Origin of the sequence: Chitinophaga sp. YIM B06452, assembly GCF_039655965.1 — a bacterium.
Taxonomy (GTDB): domain Bacteria; phylum Bacteroidota; class Bacteroidia; order Chitinophagales; family Chitinophagaceae; genus Chitinophaga.
The window spans coordinates 468,550-483,707 of record NZ_JAWLKY010000002.1; the positions used below are offsets into that span (position 1 = coordinate 468,550).

Sequence of the window (15,158 nt, forward strand, 5' to 3'; positions counted from 1 at the left end):
ATGATCAAAACTGGACCATCGCGCCCAAAGTGAATGTTCTTGTTTGTGGGTAGGTCACATAATTGCCGTCGTTGGTCCGTTCAGGATCGAGCCCGGGAAACTTGCTGACGGTAAACACATTGTCTGCAGCGGCATATACGCGGAGCGATTTCATGCTGAGCCTGCCGATCAGGGAAACAGGCATGGTGTAACCGAGCTGCAGGTTGCGAAGGCGGAGGAACGACGCGTCTTTCAGGAAGTAAGTGGATGCGTAGTTCTGTACCGGCGCGTAACCGTCCGCTACGTATATCTTCGGCATGGTGTTGGTCGGGTTGGTCGGCGTCCAGCGGTTGCGCCAGTCTGTAGTGGGCACGGAGCCCTGCCTGAACGGCTCTATCCCCCACCCGTTCACGTACACCTTTTGGCCCTGGGAGCCGTAGAATTGCGCGCTCAGGTCAAACGCTTTCCAGTTAAGGCCGAGGTTGAACGAATATTGGAACGAGGGGTATTTCCCTTTCACGAAAGCGCGGTCCTGGTCGTCTACCTTGCCGTCGTTATTCACATCTTTGATCTTCAGGTCCCCGGGTGTGGCGGCCACAGGCTGTTTGGGAGATTTAAGTATCTCGTCCGCACTCTGGAAGATGCCGTCCCATTGATAGATGTAATAACCGTCCAGCTCAAGACCTTCTTCCCGGATGGTCCTGCCGCCGATCTCCTTTTTCCCGAATTTCTCCAGGGTATTTTTGTAAGCCTGGAAATTGGCGCCCAGGTTGTAGCTGAAATCTTTACCGATGCGGTCGTTGTAGGTGACATTGAACTCAAATCCTTTGTTGCGCACCGCGCCATCGTTGATGATGGGCGCGTTCAGTCCCAGCCAGAGCGGCACCTGCGACTCGCGGAGAATGTCGTAGGTATATTTATTGAACCAGTCCGCCGTGATGCTTAACCGCTGGGCGAAAACGGTCAGGTTGATCCCGAAGTCCAGCACACGGGTGCTTTCCCAGGTGAGGTTAGGATCCACCAGCGAGCTGCCCGCAAAGCCGTTGGCAACGGCGCCGCCGAATACATAAGGACGGCCATCCAGCGTGGACTGGTATGGATAGGTGCCGATATTCTGGTTACCCAGCTCGCCCCAGGAAGCGCGGAGCTTCAGGTCGTTCAGCCAGGAAACATCTTTCAGGAAAGCTTCCTCCGATACGCGCCATGCGCCGGAGAAAGAATAGAACAATCCCCAGCGTGTGTCTGAAGGCAGCCTGGAAGTACCGTCGTAGCGCAGGCTGGCGCCGAACAGGTATTTGTCTTTGTAATCGTAGTTCACATTCCCGTATAAAGAACGGATGGCCCATTCGCTGGAAGTGCCGCTGTTGGACTGGCCTTCGGTAGGACCGGCATTCAGCTCCCGCAGCAGGTTGGTGGGAAACTGGGTACGGTTGGCATTCAGTTCGTCATTTTCATTATGTTCCTGCTGGTAACCCGCCAGCGCGTTGATGCTATGAACGCCGAATTTTTTCCGGTAGGTAAACTGGCTGTAGAAAACAGTATAAACATTCCCGCGGTTGTTGATGGTGAGCCCTGGCGTACCCACGTCCAGCAGGCCTGCAGGGCTCATGTCGTTGTAATAAAATGTGGGCACCACGGGCCTGAAGTCGTTCACCTTTACGGAGTTGTAGTTCATCCCTCCCCTGTTCTCCCATTTCAGGTCGTTGGTAATATCAATATCCACGGAAAGGTTGCCCTGGGCATAATAATCCACCGAGCGCGTGCTTACATTTTCGCCCACGAGGGCCACGGTGTTCTTGTTGCCCAGCTCATTGGAATAGGCCTTTTTGATCCACCTGCCATCCGGCGAACGCGGCGGGTACAGCGGGGATTGGGCCAGGGTGGAAAGGAACATGTCGCCTGCGCCCTGCGGGGGATAATGGCGGTCGCCATACCGCATCTGGATATTGGTGCCCAGCGTTACCCTTTTATGCACGCGGGAACTAAGGCCGAGGTCCATGGTATATTTTTTATAATCGAACCCGATCATCACACCGGGCTGCAGGTTGATGCCGAGGCCAAGGCTGTAATGCGTGTTCTCCTTGCCGCCGCTCATATTCAGGTAATGGTTCTGCGTGTAAGCGGTGCGGAACAGGTCGTTCAGCCAGTTGTAGTTCGGGTATTTCACGCGGTCCGTCGCATTCCGGTAAAGGTCTATCTGCTGCTGGGTATACAATGGCGCAAGGCCGGAATTGGCGCGGGCTTCGTTAGACAACTCCATGTATTCCGCTGAATTCGTGATCACATCCGGGAGCTTGGTGGCTTTGGAGATGCCGAGGTTGTAGCCGTATTGCAGGGTGAAGCCGGTTCCTTTTCCTTTCCTGGTTTTCACCACGATCACGCCGTTGGCGCCCCTGGAGCCGTAAATCGCGGCGGAGGCGGCATCTTTCAGCACCGAAACGGATTCGATGTCGTTCGGGTTCAGCACGCTCAGGCTGCCGGGCAGGCCGTCCACGATCACGAGCGGGTCGTTGCCTGCGCCGCTGAAAGTGCTCAAACCCCTGATACGCAGCACCAGCCCTTCGTTGCCGGGCTCTCCCGATCCCTGGGTGACCTGCAGGCCGGGCAGCTGGCCCTGCAGCAGGCTGACGGGGTTAGTGGCCACGCGTTTGTTCAGCTCCGCGCCGCTTACGGTAGCCACGGCGCTGGTGAGCTTATGTTTTTCCTGTGAACCGTATCCTACCACCACTACTTCATTCAATCCGGCTACATCTTCTTTCATCACAATATTGAAGGAAGCGCGGCCTTCCACGGCTATCTCCTGCCTGATGTAACCAATACCCGATACCACAAGAACCGCACCGGCAGGTACTTCCAGCGAAAAGGCGCCTTCAGCGTCCGTCAAAGTACCAATGCCGGTGCCTTTCACCTGTATGGTGATGTTGGGCAGCGGCGCTCCCTTTTCATCGGATATTTTCCCGCTCACCTTTTGCGCGCGGGTTTGCGCGGCGTTCTTTTTGAATACCACCATCTTGTTGTCGATAACGGTGTAATGCAGGCCGGTCATCACAGCAATGGAATCCAGCACCTGCCGGAACGACGCGTCTGTCAGCCGGAGGTTCAGCCTGGGGAGCTTTTCCACTTCGGTATTGCTGTAATAAAAAACATACCCCGTTTTCTTTTCGAGGAACTGGAATGCTTTTTCCACTTCGGTTTGCACGAACGAAACGGAGAGTGTTGTCTGGGAATACCCCGCGGCGGATACCCTGAGGAAGAGCAGCAGCAGCACCGCGGTGAATTTGATCAGCTGGATGATCTTCCCTGCTTGCACAGGCAGCCGGCGCAGTGATTGGGTGATAGATTTTTTCATAATCGTGTGGATTCAGATTAAATATTCAATAAAGCGTGGATCTACAGACGGGAATGCATATAGTATGGACATAACATTCCCCTTAGGGGAGCGCCCCTTATTTTATTCACATAATGCATAAAGAAGGTTATTTTATGATGACGGTGCCATCTTCGATGGAATAATTGAACGGTTTAATTTCCTGCAGGATCGCTAATAGTTTTTCAAGCGGCAGATTATCCGCGCGCCCGGTAAATCTTAAGCCGGACAGTTGCGGGTCCCGGATATCGATCGTAATGCCGTACCAGCGCTCAAGCCTGCGGGCCATGGATTCCAGCGTTTCATTCTGGAAAACAAAATTGTTGCTGAGCCAGGCTGTTTCAGCCACCTGCCCGCTGTCTGGCGAAAGGATGGCAGACAGGGCTTTACGTTCTATGATCATATCCGCCGACTGATGGATGATGGTTGCTTTTTCGATCTTGGTTGCTGTATGTTTTGCATCGCGGACCACTAATTTCTGGTTCGGTTTCAGCACCACGCGGCTGAGCTTGTCCGCCTGTTTCACCGATATTTCCACGGCGCCGGAGATCAGCGCTGTTTCCTGGAAATCTTCATCCCCGTAAGAACGGACGTTGAACGCGGTGCCCAGCACCCTGATATCCGTTTTTTCGGTATGAATGATGAAAGGCTGGTTCACCTGCTGCCGTACGTCAAAGTAGGCTTCGCCTTCCAGGAACACTTCCCGGGTATGTTTGCCGAATTTTGGCGGGTATTTTAAAGAACTGCCGGCATTGAGCCACACCATCGTGCCGTCAGACAGCCGGATACGCGTTTTCATTCCCGCATCCGTTGTTGCCACCTTATACCCGCCCGGCGCGGCTATCCATTGTGTGTATACAAAAAACAGCCCGGCGGCAGCCACGAGAAAAGCGGAGGCAAGCATTGCCCTGCGGAGCGGCCGGCGCTTCCGCGGCGTTTCCTGTTCCGTTTCAGCCGGCACGCTTTCCATTATCCCGGCCTCACGGGCCACCTTATCAGCCCATTCCTCCGTGGCAGCTTCGTCCATGAAAGGCTGCTTCGAAAAGGAAAGCTGGTCCATTAAACCGGACTTCAGCCACGCATCCGGGTGCTTCAGCAACAGCTGCTCCAGCTCGGCTTTTTCTTCCCCCGAAATCTCATTGCACCAGTAAAGGGTCAATAATTCCCTTAGTCGATTGGTCATTTATTTGCGCATTACGCTGTTAATAATAGTAAGACAACAGGAAACAATAAAACAATTAAGGCGGGCAAAAAAAAATTCAGGAATGGGAAACTTTAAGCGCAGTATTAAGTGCTTCCCATATCTTTTTCATGGCGAGGGTCATCTGGACGTTGACCGTGGCCTTTGAAATATCCAGCAGTTGCGATACCTGTTCGTAGGTAAGGCCGTCTTCCTTCACGAGGATGAATATCTGGCGGCAGCGGGGCGGGAGGCTGCGGATCACGGATTGAATGGAGGTCACTTCTTCCTTGCTGATCAGTATCTGTTCAGGGCTCTGCCCCGGCAGCCGGCTTACCTGCACTTCCCAGGCGGAATGATTGGAAGCCCGGCGGTCCTTGCTTTTCAGGTAATTGAGGGCGGTATTTTTAACGGCTTTGAAAAGGTAGAACTTGATATTGTCGGGAGAAGGCAGGTTTTCGCGCTGTTGCCAGATCTTAATGAACACGTCGGACACGATCTCTTCGGCTTCCTGGCGGTTGCCTACCATGCTGTCGGCAAAATAGTGGAGCGCGGGGCCAAATTCCTTCATGAGGCATTTGAAAGATCCCATGTCCCCTGTTTTCCAGAACGTGCTGTAAGATGACGGTTCACTGCTCATAGTAACTGATGTACTAAAGCTAAGACGCATTTTCAGTATTTCATTGCTAATAATTCGCCTTTCGTGGTATTATATTAGCTGGAATGGCCTTATCCGGCGCGGAAATACGCCAACTCCTCCCCAAGGTCCAGGTAAGGGTGCTGTTCTTTCAGGGCTTCAGTTTTGCGGGCATAGGCTTCGAGGAACTGTTTGTGCTGGGGGCTGTCTGCATTGAACGGCCGGTGCTGCCGTGCGCGCAGCAGGTCCTGCACCTGCTTTTCCAGCTGTTGCGTGGCGGGGCTCATACATGCGTTGACGAAATTTTCCCATACATACTGGATAGCCAGCTCATTAGGATGCACAAGGTCTTCTTTGAAAAAGCGGTAGTCGCGCAGGTCGTCTATCACCAGCTCGTACGCCGGGAAATAATACAGGCGGCTGAACTTGTTCACCAGGTGATGCACGGCCTGCAGCAGGATAGCTTTGCTGAGGTTGTTCTCCACCACGCCGTCTCTCGCATAGCGCACGGGGCTCACGGTAAAAAGGATGTTCACTTTGGAGTTGGAAAAGAAAAGCCGGTGCATCATGTTATCCAGCGCAGCAATGATCTCGTCTGCGCTCAGCAGTCTTTTGTAGAACGCGGCTTCGGGCACTTTATGGCAGTTGCCGACGATGCGGCTGTTTTCCTTGAGCACGTACACGTAGGCGGAGCCAAGCGTGATCACGAGCCAGTCTGCCTCTTTCAGCCGCCTGGAAGCTTCCGCCTGCGACTGGTTGATCTGGTCCAGCACTTCGTGCTGCCGGGTGCCGGAGTAGCGGGAATGATGGTCCCAGCTGTGCCAGATGTCTTCATGCAGGAAGAGGTCTGTGTCCGTGTAGCGGCGGCCGTCCATATAGCTCTGCATGCTTTGCGCAATGCTGAGGGGATTGAAGAGGATGCCGTTGGGGTTGACCTGTACGTTGAACTTGTGTTGCAGCAGCCTGGCGCCGATCTCTTCTGCAAAGCAGGAGCCGGACAGCAGGATCTTGTCTGAATATTGCAGCGAAGGCTCCAGCGGAGCCACCGGGAAGGTCAGGCGAAAGTTCATGCTGCAAAAGTATTGAATTCAGGAGTGATTTGAAGGATGAAGAACAATCCGGCGCAAAGCATTTTATTTTACCCGCCGCTTTGAAAAAAAATGAAACAATTCCGTCAAAGCGCATTCGGAAACGAATAGCTTTGAATATTACTGCTTATTTCCATCGATAGCCCATTGCGGTGCAAAGTATTTTGTTTCGCCGGTCACATTGAAATATAAAGATGTATCAATGCCCGAATACTTTATCCGCCAAAGCCCCCGCTGTTGCAAACCGCTCCAGGTTCAGCGGCACGGGGATATTACGTTGCTGGCAGAAATAAATGAGGTTCTCCGTGGCAATATTCCCCACCAGGTCGTCCTGCGCCATAGGGCAGCCGCCGATGCCGCGCAGCGCGCTGTCGAACCGGAGGCACCCGTTGTCATACGCCGCCGCTATCTTTTCTTCCCACAGCTGCGGGGTGGAATGGAAATGCGCGCCAAACTCTATTTCCGGGAACTCCGGCACCAGGTGAGAAAAGAGCTTCGCAATGCCTTTCGGCTCGGCCACTCCCACCGTGTCAGCCAGCGAAATGATGGGGATATTCAGTTCCGCAAAGCTGTTGGCCCAGTACAGCACAGTATCCGTACTGTAAGGGTCACCATAGGGATTGCCAAAACCCATGGAAATATAGATCACCAGCTGCTTGTTGTTCTTGATGCACAGCTCCTGGATGGTTTGCACCTGCTCCATGGCCTCGGCGATGGTTTTATTGGTATTACGCAGCTGGAAGGTTTCTGAAATGGAAAAAGGGAAGCCCAGGTAAGAAATGGCATCGTGCGTCACCGCTTCCTCCGCCCCACGCACGTTGGCAATGATCGCCAGCAACTTGGTAGCGGAAGGTTTCAGCCCTTTCAGCACTTCAGCGGTATCTGCCATCTGGGGCATTACTTTGGGCGATACAAAACTGCCAAAGTCCAGCGTATCGAACCCCACGTCCAGCAGGGCGTTCAGGTAGTTGATCTTTTCATCCGTGGGGATCTGGCGGGGCCATCCCTGCATCGCGTCGCGCGGGCATTCAATGAATTTCAGCATAAGCTAAAGTAAGGAAATTTCACCCTCCCACCTTCATCCGCTGCTTCATCGCTTCATAAAGGATGATGCCCGCGGCTACACTCACGTTGAAAGACTCAAAACTGTTCTGCATCGGGATGTGGAACTGCTCATCCGCGGCTTTCAGCAGGGCGGGATACACACCTTTGTCTTCAGAACCCATGATCACCGCCACAGGCTCCAGCCAGGGCAGGTCGAACAGCTGGCGCGGGGCTTCCATTTCGCTGGCCATAATCTTGATGCCATTCAGGTGCAGGGTGTCTATGGCCTTCAGCAGGCTGTTCACCCGGCAGATGGCGATCTTTTCGAGCGCGCCTGCAGAGGATTTGATGGCTTCTTCGTTGAGGGCGGCAATGCCTTTGTCTGGTATAATGATGGCCTGCGCGCCGCAGCAAACTGCGCTGCGGGCAATGGCGCCGATGTTGCGGACGTCCGTGATGCCGTCGAGGATGAGGAAAAGCGGGGTCTCGCCTTTATCCACCACATGGGAGATCACGTCCTGGAGGTCCAGGTAGGCCACTTTGGCGGTAACGGCCACAACGCCCTGGTGATTGGCCTGGGTGAGGCTGTTCAGCTTCTCCATGGGCACAAGGTTCACGGGAATACGTTGCTCGGTGGCCAGCTGGCGGAGCTGTGGAATGATGTCGCCGGTGGCGCTTTTGAGGAGAAATATGCGTTCGATGGCCTTCCCGGCCTTCATGGCTTCCAGTATGGGCTGCCGGCCAATGATCAGGCTGGACTGCTTCGGCTTGGGCGGCGACGGTTTAAATCTGTTGTTCATCGCGGCAAAGATAACGCATCAAAGCTCCCCTTCCAGCATCATGAGCCTGATCTTTTGGATCGCGGCCAGGGAAAGGGAATCCGTGATCAGGTGTTCTTTCGCCATTTGGTAGGCTTCCATAAAGGGGATCTTCTTCACCAGCAGCTGTTCTGTTTCTTCGGGTTCTGCCTCACCCTGCTGCAGGTCCTGCGCCAGGTATACGATCCCGGCTTCGTCGCTCACGGAATTGCTGAGGTGCATATGCACGATGGGTTGCCAGCGGCGGGCGGTAAGCCCGGTTTCTTCCAGTAGCTCGCGCCGGGCGGATTCCAGCGGATCTGTGCCCAGCGGGCCGCCGCCTTCGGGAATTTCCCAGCTGAAGGCGTCTATCGCCAGGCGGTACTGGCCCACGAGATAAATGTTATGCTGTTCATCCAATGCCACCACGCCAATAGCAAGGTTCTTGAAATGCACAATGCCATAAATGCCGCGCCCGCCGGAAGGATTGATCACCTGGTGCTCCGTAAGCCTGATCCAGCGGTTATCGTATGGAACTGTCGATTCCAATATCTGCCAAGGGTTCTGTTGCGTTTCCATGCAGCAAAGAAACGTCAAAACGGCGGTACGGGAAAGTGCCGGGGCCGGCAAAATTCATTTTGAGAGCGGCCTGGATGTTATGAAAAGCATATCCTTTGATGCTATTTTACCCTGCATCAAGTCCAGACCAGGTCCACGTCAACTGCACCTATCCTGGGCCTCTCCAAGCACGGCCCTGGCCGATCCCCGGCTGCTACTCGGCTATTTGCAATAAAGGCTAAAATACTATCATGATATAAAAAAGGGGCGCAATATGCGCCCCACGGGTTCACTGTATAGCTATGGTTAAATGGAGAGATAATAATAGTAGAATTCGTCGTCCAGCTTCCAGCCGTTGGATTCATAGAGCGCGCGGGCTTTGGTATTGGTAATGTGCGTCTGCAGCATGAGGTAACGCGCATCAGTGGCCTTACCCAGCTCCCGCGAAGCTTCCAGGAGGCCGCGGGCGGCGCCTTTCCGGCGATGGTTTTCCGCCACGTACAGGTCGTTCAGTATCCAGGCTTTTTTCATGCCAATGGAAGAGAACACGGGGTACAGCTGCGTGAAACCCACCAGCTCCCCTCCTTCTTCCGCCACGTAGATCACGCTTTCGTTCTGAACCAGCCGCTCGGCCAGGTATTGCTCGGCTCCTTCCACGTCCGGCTGCTGCTCGTAATGCTGGCGGTAGAGGTCGAAAAGGACCGCCAGTTGCGGTAAATGATCGGTAGTGGCTTTAATAATTTGCATGAACAGGAAATATTTGTGTGAGGTGATGTTGTAAATGGCGAAGGTAATCTTCGGCGATGTACCGCAGCGTGACCGGCGCATTGGGCCCCACGGCCAGGATGTGACCCAGCGCTTCTTCCGGGATAAGGGGCAGCACCCGCACGATGTGCAGGTTCAGCATTTTCCATATCTGCACCAGTTCTTCCCAATCCTCTTCCTGGTAACGCCGCACGTCTACCCAGAAATCCTGGTTGTAGCCGGGCACTTCCAGGTAATCTGCCTGCTGGCCGCGGATGAAGCGGGGATAATTGTTCATGGCTGAATCTATCAGGTGCCCCAGCACTTCCTTGCGGCTCCACTTGTCCGCAGCAGGACGGATGCCGGCTTCTTCGTTGTTGTAGCGCAGCAGCTTTTCCACGGTGGCATGCACCACCTCGTTCAATTGCCGGCTCAAACCGGCCAGCGGGGGCTCTTGCAGGTCTATCGTCATTTTGATGTCGCAGCGTGTGTAACCGCCTTTTTCCAGTTCGGCTTCCACGAAGCCCAGCTTGTGATACATGGTGATGGCGGGCGCCAGCTTGCGGTTGGAGAAAAGCACCATCTTTTTATAACCCGCCGCAGCAGCGCGTTCCATGATGGTCTTGCCAAGCAGCCAGCCGAGCCGGCGGCCCTGGAATTCTTCATCCACGCCCATCTTCGTCATTTCAACGGTCTCGGCATCCAGCGGGCGGTAGGCAACGGTACCGGCTATACGTTTCCCAACGGCCACAAATATAATGTCCCCGCCGGGCGCAATGATATGCTCCTCCGGATGTTCCAGCACATCAATATCCACCGGCTCAAGCACGAAGTACTTTTCGATCCAGGTCTTGTTGAGCTGCTCGAAGTCTTTCTGGTAGGCAGGATGCCAGCTCAGCACCCTGGGTTCATTTACTGCGTTCATAACTTTTATGCTTGTTAAATGCTCTGTTCACAATATACACGCCCAGCAGCGTCACCAAACAGCTCAGGCCCATCACCCAGTTGAGCTTTTCGCTAAGTATCAGCCAGCCGAGTATCACAGCCACGATGGGATTGATGTAGGCGTATACGGATACCAGCGAAGGCGGCAGGTTGTTGAGCGCGAACACGTAAGCGGAATAGCTCAGCAGCGAGCCGATGAACACGAGGTACAGCAGGCTGCCCCACAGCTCCCCGGTAAAGTTACCGATATTCAGGTGTTGGCCCATCAGCGCGGAGATGACCAGCATCACAATGCCGCTGAACAGCATCTGGTAGCCGGCCCCGTACAGGTAATTGATGCCCAGCGCCCACTTGGCCGTGAGCACGGAACCCAGCGCCCAGAACACGCAGGCGGCGGTGATCAGCAGTACGCCGAAGCGGTACTCCGGCTCCATCAGGTGGGCCAGGTTGTCGTAAAAAATGCCGCCGATGCCCAGCAGGCCGATGATCATACCGGCAACCAGCTGCCAGGATATTTTGGTGCGCTGTACTAAAAAGAAGCTGAAAATAGTGACCCAGATGGGCACTGTGGCGGCAATAATGGCCCCCAGCCCGCTGGGGATGTACTGCATGGCCCAGGTCATAAGACCGTTGCTGCCGCAGAGCATGATCACGCCGATAACGAAGAGGCGGCTCAGCACCGGCACTTCGGGCAATTTGTAGCCTCTCAGCAGGAAAAATGCGGTGAGGATCACGCCTGCGCTGGTTTGCCGCAGTCCCGCCAGCATCATGCCGTGCATGTGCTGTACGCCTATCCTGGCGGCCAGGTAAGTGGTTCCCCAGAATATGCTCACTATCACCAATGCCAGGTAGGCATTTGTATTTTGCTTTTTCATGATGTCCCGTTTAATCTGCGATCTTTTTGTTCATGTGAAACCCTTCGATAAAAAACCCTTCCCTGAAATAGAATCTGTGTGCATCGCGGTTACTCACGTAAGCATCGAGCAGGATGTGCCGGCAGCCTTCTGCGCGGCCTTTTTGGGTGATCCAGTCGCAGAGTATCTTACCGATACCTTTGTTGCGGTGCCCGGCATCTGTGACCACGTTGTCCATCTCGATGTACTTCCCGCAATAAAATTTGGTGTTGATCCAGAAGCCGCTCATGCCGATGGGCGAACCGTTTTCCAGCACCACCACCTGGCGGTAGCCGTTGCGGATCATATCAGGCAGCATGGTTTCGTAATCGTCTTGCAGCAGCCGCGGGTTCAGTTGTTGTAACAGGAAATACTGCGCTTTCATTTCTTCGAATGAAATGAGCTCTTTCAGGTCGTATTGCATAATCCGTGTGTGTGTTAATGAATAGAAAAACGTGCAATGGGTAGAAACCCATCGCCGCTACTAATATCAACCTCTAAATCAATTATTTTCAATAATGGCAGACAGGTCTGAGATTTCGGCTGCCACGGTTTCTAGTTCGGCGATGACTTTATCTATGTCCTGTTCGGTGGTGCGCCAGTTGACCAATGCGGCACGTACGCCGGGAGTGCCTTTGTACGTGGTCGGCGTCATGTTCACCACCCCGCGCTTGACGAGCTTTTGCAGGAAAAGCGCCACATGGCTGGCCCGGTTTCGTTCTTCGGTTTCCAGTGTGAAGCACACTACGCACATCCGCACGGGCGCCAGTAGTTTAAAGCGGCTGCTCCGCGAAATGGCTTCGCCCAATTGCTGCGCCAGGTGGATGTTTTGCTCCACCAGGTCGCGGTAACCTTCGGCGCCGTAGGCTTTCAGGGAAAACCATGCGGGCAGTGAACGCAGGCGGCGGCTGTTTTCAGGCGCGTAGTTGATAAAGTTGAAATTGGCCGCAGGGTCGCCCAGGTAGGCGGCGCCTGCATTCTGGAATACGGCTAACTGCAATTGGGGATGCCGCGTGAATATCATTGCTGAATCGTAAGGGACGTTCAGCCATTTATGTGCGTCGATGGTAATGCTGTCTGCCTGTTCCCATCCGTGCAACAGGTGCCTGTAGCGCGGACTTACGGCGGCAAACCCACCAAAGGCCGCATCTACATGCAACCAGAATGTGTGTTCTTTTTTAAGTTCGGCCAGCGCGGCGATGTCGTCGAAGTCTACCGTGTTCACGGTGCCTGCGCTGGCACTAAAGATGAAAGGCTGGCCGGGATGTTCGCTGATCCACGCTTTGAGGGCATTGATGTCCACCGCTTCCCTGCCGGGCAGGGTGGGCAGCAGTACGAGGGCATTGCGCCCCAGGCCGAGCATAGATAAGGCTTTGCTGATGCTTGAATGCGGCGTTGCCGCAAGTATTTTCACATCTTTGATGGCGCCTGCTCCCAGCTCGGCCACGTTCACACCCTGTTGCAGGCCCAGCCATTGCCTTGCGGCGGCGAGCCCGGTGAAATTGCTCATGGTGGCGCCGCTTACGAAGCAGCCGAGGAAATTATCGGGAAGAGAAAAAAGCTGGCGCAACAGGCCAAGGGTCTCGGTTTCAACCTGGAAAGAGACATCCGCCCGGTCTCCGGGATTCATGTCCACCGTACCTGCCAGCCAATCGCCTGCCAGCGCTGCCGGCGTAACGCCCCCGGTCACAAACCCGAAGTAGCGCGGGCCTGCGTTGGCAGTAAGGTAATCCCCGAAACGGTTGTCGAACAATTCCAGCGCGGCGGCAGCCCCCATTCCCTTTTCCGGCAGCGCGGCCGGCGCAAAAGCGGGCAGCTGCCTGCTCACGGGCAGTTCGTTGATTCGGCTGAGAAAATCTCCGGCGTAGCTGGCTGTCTGCTGTAAGAGGTCGTTCAACTGTAAGAGGTCCTCGCGGAATGTTGCATTCATGATACGGTGGTTTCGGAGGTTGTGAATTGACGACCCAAAATTCAAACAAATCTGTAAGAAAAAACAGATTCAGTTTTGTAAATTTTGACCATATCAGATGGGGTGATCAAAAATAATGATCCATGACGAATGCGGTTCGTCATTCAAAAAAGCAGCCCTCCTTTTTCATGATCAAGGAGCCATTGTTTGCGCCACAACCCGCCCGCATACCCTGTGAGCACGCCACCGCTGCCGATTACACGGTGGCATGGTACCACTATCGCCAATGCGTTCTTCCCGTTGGTGGTACCTACCGCCCTGATGCTTTTTACATTGCCTACGCGTTTAGCCAGTGCTAAATAGGTAATGGTTTCACCAAAAGGAATGGTGGTGAGCTGTTGCCATACACGCTGCTGGAAATCCGTGCCGGGCTGCTGCATGGGGAAATCAAACGTTTTTCTTGTTTTGGAAAAATATTCTTCCAGCTGCTGCGCGGCTGTATATAACAGGGGCGCCGCACCAGGTGTTGCAACATGTTGTTGCGCCTCGTCTTCGAACAGCACGGCGGTGATGTGATCCGCAGTACCGTGGATGGCTATACGCCCCACCGGGCTGTTGATGTATATCAGCTGCTCATCCATGATAGAGTGAGCGCCAGCAGTAGAAGGTTGCATATGCTGCGTGTTGTTGCCAGTGTTGGGTAAGACGTTTTACTTCGGCCAGCGTGGGCTTGGCGGGCATATTCAGCCGGGCTTTCAGCGCATTGTGCAACCCGGCGTCTTCCAGGGGCAGGGCCTGCGGGTGCTGTGCAAATTTCATCAGCACGTAGTTCGCGCTCCAGGGGCCAATGCCTTTGATAGCCACGAGCGTATCCCTTGCCGCTTCGAAAGACAATGCTTTGATCTTCTCTTCACTCAGCTCCCCCGTTGACATCAGCTTCGCAATGCGGATAATGCCTTCGGCCTTGGTCTTGGAAAACTGCATCGCGGTCAGCTCTTCCGGCCTGATGGAAGCGATCACAGCGGGATGGGGATAGAGGTGATATGAATGCCCATCTTCTTCCATCACATAACCAAAAGCCTGCACCAGGCGCTGTTTCAGTGTATACGCAAACGCCAGGTTGATCTGCTGGCCGGTGATGGTCCAGGTGATGGCCTCAAACAGGTCCGGTATGCCGATGAGCCGTAAACCTTTGTAGTCGCGGGTGAGCGGGCCGAGCAGTGCATCTTTGGAAGAAAAGGTATAAAAGGGCGTCATATCCCCGTCGAGGTGCAGCCATTTGTTGACGAAACTACGGATGTAATCCTCGCCTTCCGGTGTTATGTCGCCATACAGCACATCAGCTGCCAATGCGGGTTTCCCTGCGTCTTCCCGGATGCGCACCAGCACGGGACTGCCTTCGGGGGCCAGGAGTTTATACACGGCGCCGTCCCGCACGGTATGCAGGCATTCGCGGGTGCTGCGGTTGAGGAACAGCAGGCATTCCGCGAAGTTGAAGTGCCGGTGATCTGTGATGGGAAGGGAGATCATTTCGGTGTGATATGCAGTAATTTAAATACGGTGAACAGGTGATGGCTTTCATGCAGGATCATCATTTCAACCAGGTCTGCCACGGAAAAGCGGCCATACACCAGGTGCCTGCCGCAGCGGCCGAACGACTCAGGTGCAAGGGTATTCACGTAACGGATAAAATCCGCCCGGTCGTCGTTATACACCGCGATCAGTTCTTTAACGGGCAGCTGCCTGTATTGGGCAAACAGCGCGTCTTCCTCCCATTTATAAGGCGGAAACGTGGGTTCATCTTCCTCCAGCACACGCTCTATGCGGCCTTTAAAAACATCCTGGAGCGCCGCCAGGTGCGCGAGATTGTCCAGCACGGTCCATTTGCCGGGTGTTATTTCCTGCCTTAACTTTTCGTCCGGCACGCCAGCGGTCATTTCTTCCAGTGAAAGATGCTGCGTTTGCAGCCGTTGGGCTACGCTGAATGGTAAATTGTTCATAAGTTCTTTTTTGGGTT

General features: G+C 54.3%; 15 protein-coding genes. All 15 read right to left on the reverse strand.

Translation table 11 applies throughout. The features are described 5' to 3' along the window. Positions 1-4: 4 nt before the first annotated feature. The 15 genes from R3I13_RS11465 to R3I13_RS11535 all read right to left on the reverse strand — a co-directional run bounded on the left by R3I13_RS11465 (position 5) and on the right by R3I13_RS11535 (position 15,141). On the reverse strand, positions 5-3,328 hold the full coding sequence (locus R3I13_RS11465; protein WP_346318092.1) for a TonB-dependent receptor: 3,324 nt from the start codon (positions 3,326-3,328) through the stop codon (positions 5-7). 127 nt (positions 3,329-3,455) lie between these two features. Beyond that, the gene (locus R3I13_RS11470; RefSeq protein ID WP_346318093.1) at positions 3,456-4,529 is read right to left on the reverse strand and encodes a FecR domain-containing protein; all 1,074 of its coding nucleotides are present in this window, start codon (positions 4,527-4,529) and stop codon (positions 3,456-3,458) included. A 76-nt stretch (positions 4,530-4,605) separates the two neighbouring features. Beyond that, a complete protein-coding gene (locus R3I13_RS11475; RefSeq protein WP_346318094.1) occupies positions 4,606-5,118 on the reverse strand; it encodes an RNA polymerase sigma-70 factor in 513 nt (170 codons plus the stop codon). A gap of 137 nt (positions 5,119-5,255) precedes the next feature. Then, a complete protein-coding gene (locus R3I13_RS11480; RefSeq protein ID WP_346318095.1) occupies positions 5,256-6,233 on the reverse strand; it encodes a GSCFA domain-containing protein in 978 nt (325 codons plus the stop codon). Between the two features lie 217 nt (positions 6,234-6,450). Beyond that, a complete protein-coding gene (locus tag R3I13_RS11485) occupies positions 6,451-7,296 on the reverse strand; it encodes a hydroxymethylglutaryl-CoA lyase (protein ID WP_346318096.1) in 846 nt (281 codons plus the stop codon). 19 nt (positions 7,297-7,315) lie between these two features. Further along, entirely contained in the window at positions 7,316-8,095 is a 780-nt protein-coding gene (gene rlmB, locus R3I13_RS11490) for a 23S rRNA (guanosine(2251)-2'-O)-methyltransferase RlmB (protein ID WP_346318097.1), read from the reverse strand. A gap of 18 nt (positions 8,096-8,113) precedes the next feature. Beyond that, positions 8,114-8,671, reverse strand: coding sequence for an NUDIX hydrolase (locus R3I13_RS11495; protein WP_346318098.1), 558 nt, complete (start codon positions 8,669-8,671; stop codon positions 8,114-8,116). Positions 8,672-8,956: 285 nt separating this feature from the next. Beyond that, positions 8,957-9,397: a GNAT family N-acetyltransferase gene (locus tag R3I13_RS11500; RefSeq protein WP_346318099.1), complete on the reverse strand. Its 441-nt coding sequence runs from the start codon at positions 9,395-9,397 to the stop codon at positions 8,957-8,959. Beyond that, complete coding sequence (locus R3I13_RS11505; RefSeq protein ID WP_346318100.1) at positions 9,384-10,319, reverse strand: GNAT family N-acetyltransferase; 936 nt, start codon at positions 10,317-10,319, stop codon at positions 9,384-9,386. The genes R3I13_RS11500 and R3I13_RS11505 overlap by 14 nt, the downstream gene beginning before the upstream one ends. Next, a complete protein-coding gene (locus R3I13_RS11510; protein ID WP_346318101.1) occupies positions 10,303-11,214 on the reverse strand; it encodes an EamA family transporter in 912 nt (303 codons plus the stop codon). Before R3I13_RS11510 ends, R3I13_RS11505 begins: the two co-directional genes overlap by 17 nt. A gap of 10 nt (positions 11,215-11,224) precedes the next feature. Further along, positions 11,225-11,656, reverse strand: coding sequence for a GNAT family N-acetyltransferase (locus R3I13_RS11515; RefSeq protein WP_346318102.1), 432 nt, complete (start codon positions 11,654-11,656; stop codon positions 11,225-11,227). A gap of 78 nt (positions 11,657-11,734) precedes the next feature. Further along, on the reverse strand, positions 11,735-13,162 hold the full coding sequence (locus R3I13_RS11520) for a pyridoxal-dependent decarboxylase (protein WP_346318103.1): 1,428 nt from the start codon (positions 13,160-13,162) through the stop codon (positions 11,735-11,737). Positions 13,163-13,305: 143 nt separating this feature from the next. Further along, positions 13,306-13,815, reverse strand: coding sequence for a methylated-DNA--[protein]-cysteine S-methyltransferase (locus R3I13_RS11525; RefSeq protein WP_346318104.1), 510 nt, complete (start codon positions 13,813-13,815; stop codon positions 13,306-13,308). Next, entirely contained in the window at positions 13,775-14,671 is an 897-nt protein-coding gene (locus R3I13_RS11530) for a hypothetical protein (RefSeq protein ID WP_346318105.1), read from the reverse strand. Before R3I13_RS11530 ends, R3I13_RS11525 begins: the two co-directional genes overlap by 41 nt. Then, the gene (locus tag R3I13_RS11535) at positions 14,668-15,141 is read right to left on the reverse strand and encodes a DinB family protein (protein WP_346318106.1); all 474 of its coding nucleotides are present in this window, start codon (positions 15,139-15,141) and stop codon (positions 14,668-14,670) included. Before R3I13_RS11535 ends, R3I13_RS11530 begins: the two co-directional genes overlap by 4 nt. Between the last annotated feature and the right edge of the window lie 17 nt (positions 15,142-15,158).

Bases quoted from the DNA above. Each gene is read 5' to 3' on its own strand.
- R3I13_RS11515 (WP_346318102.1), bottom strand. From the start codon at position 11,656: ATGCAATACGACCTGAAAGAGCTCATTTCATTCGAAGAAATGAAAGCG.
- R3I13_RS11510 (WP_346318101.1), bottom strand. From the start codon at position 11,214: ATGAAAAAGCAAAATACAAATGCCTACCTGGCATTGGTGATAGTGAGC.
- R3I13_RS11465 (WP_346318092.1), bottom strand. From the start codon at position 3,328: ATGAAAAAATCTATCACCCAATCACTGCGCCGGCTGCCTGTGCAAGCA.
- R3I13_RS11475 (WP_346318094.1), bottom strand. From the start codon at position 5,118: ATGGGATCTTTCAAATGCCTCATGAAGGAATTTGGCCCCGCGCTCCAC.
- R3I13_RS11535 (WP_346318106.1), bottom strand. From the start codon at position 15,141: ATGAACAATTTACCATTCAGCGTAGCCCAACGGCTGCAAACGCAGCAT.
- R3I13_RS11505 (WP_346318100.1), bottom strand. From the start codon at position 10,319: ATGAACGCAGTAAATGAACCCAGGGTGCTGAGCTGGCATCCTGCCTAC.
- R3I13_RS11500 (WP_346318099.1), bottom strand. From the start codon at position 9,397: ATGCAAATTATTAAAGCCACTACCGATCATTTACCGCAACTGGCGGTC.
- R3I13_RS11520 (WP_346318103.1), bottom strand. From the start codon at position 13,162: ATGAATGCAACATTCCGCGAGGACCTCTTACAGTTGAACGACCTCTTA.
- R3I13_RS11485 (WP_346318096.1), bottom strand. From the start codon at position 7,296: ATGCTGAAATTCATTGAATGCCCGCGCGACGCGATGCAGGGATGGCCC.
- R3I13_RS11495 (WP_346318098.1), bottom strand. From the start codon at position 8,671: ATGGAAACGCAACAGAACCCTTGGCAGATATTGGAATCGACAGTTCCA.
- R3I13_RS11470 (WP_346318093.1), bottom strand. From the start codon at position 4,529: ATGACCAATCGACTAAGGGAATTATTGACCCTTTACTGGTGCAATGAG.
- rlmB (WP_346318097.1), bottom strand. From the start codon at position 8,095: ATGAACAACAGATTTAAACCGTCGCCGCCCAAGCCGAAGCAGTCCAGC.
- R3I13_RS11530 (WP_346318105.1), bottom strand. From the start codon at position 14,671: ATGATCTCCCTTCCCATCACAGATCACCGGCACTTCAACTTCGCGGAA.
- R3I13_RS11480 (WP_346318095.1), bottom strand. From the start codon at position 6,233: ATGAACTTTCGCCTGACCTTCCCGGTGGCTCCGCTGGAGCCTTCGCTG.
- R3I13_RS11525 (WP_346318104.1), bottom strand. From the start codon at position 13,815: ATGCAACCTTCTACTGCTGGCGCTCACTCTATCATGGATGAGCAGCTG.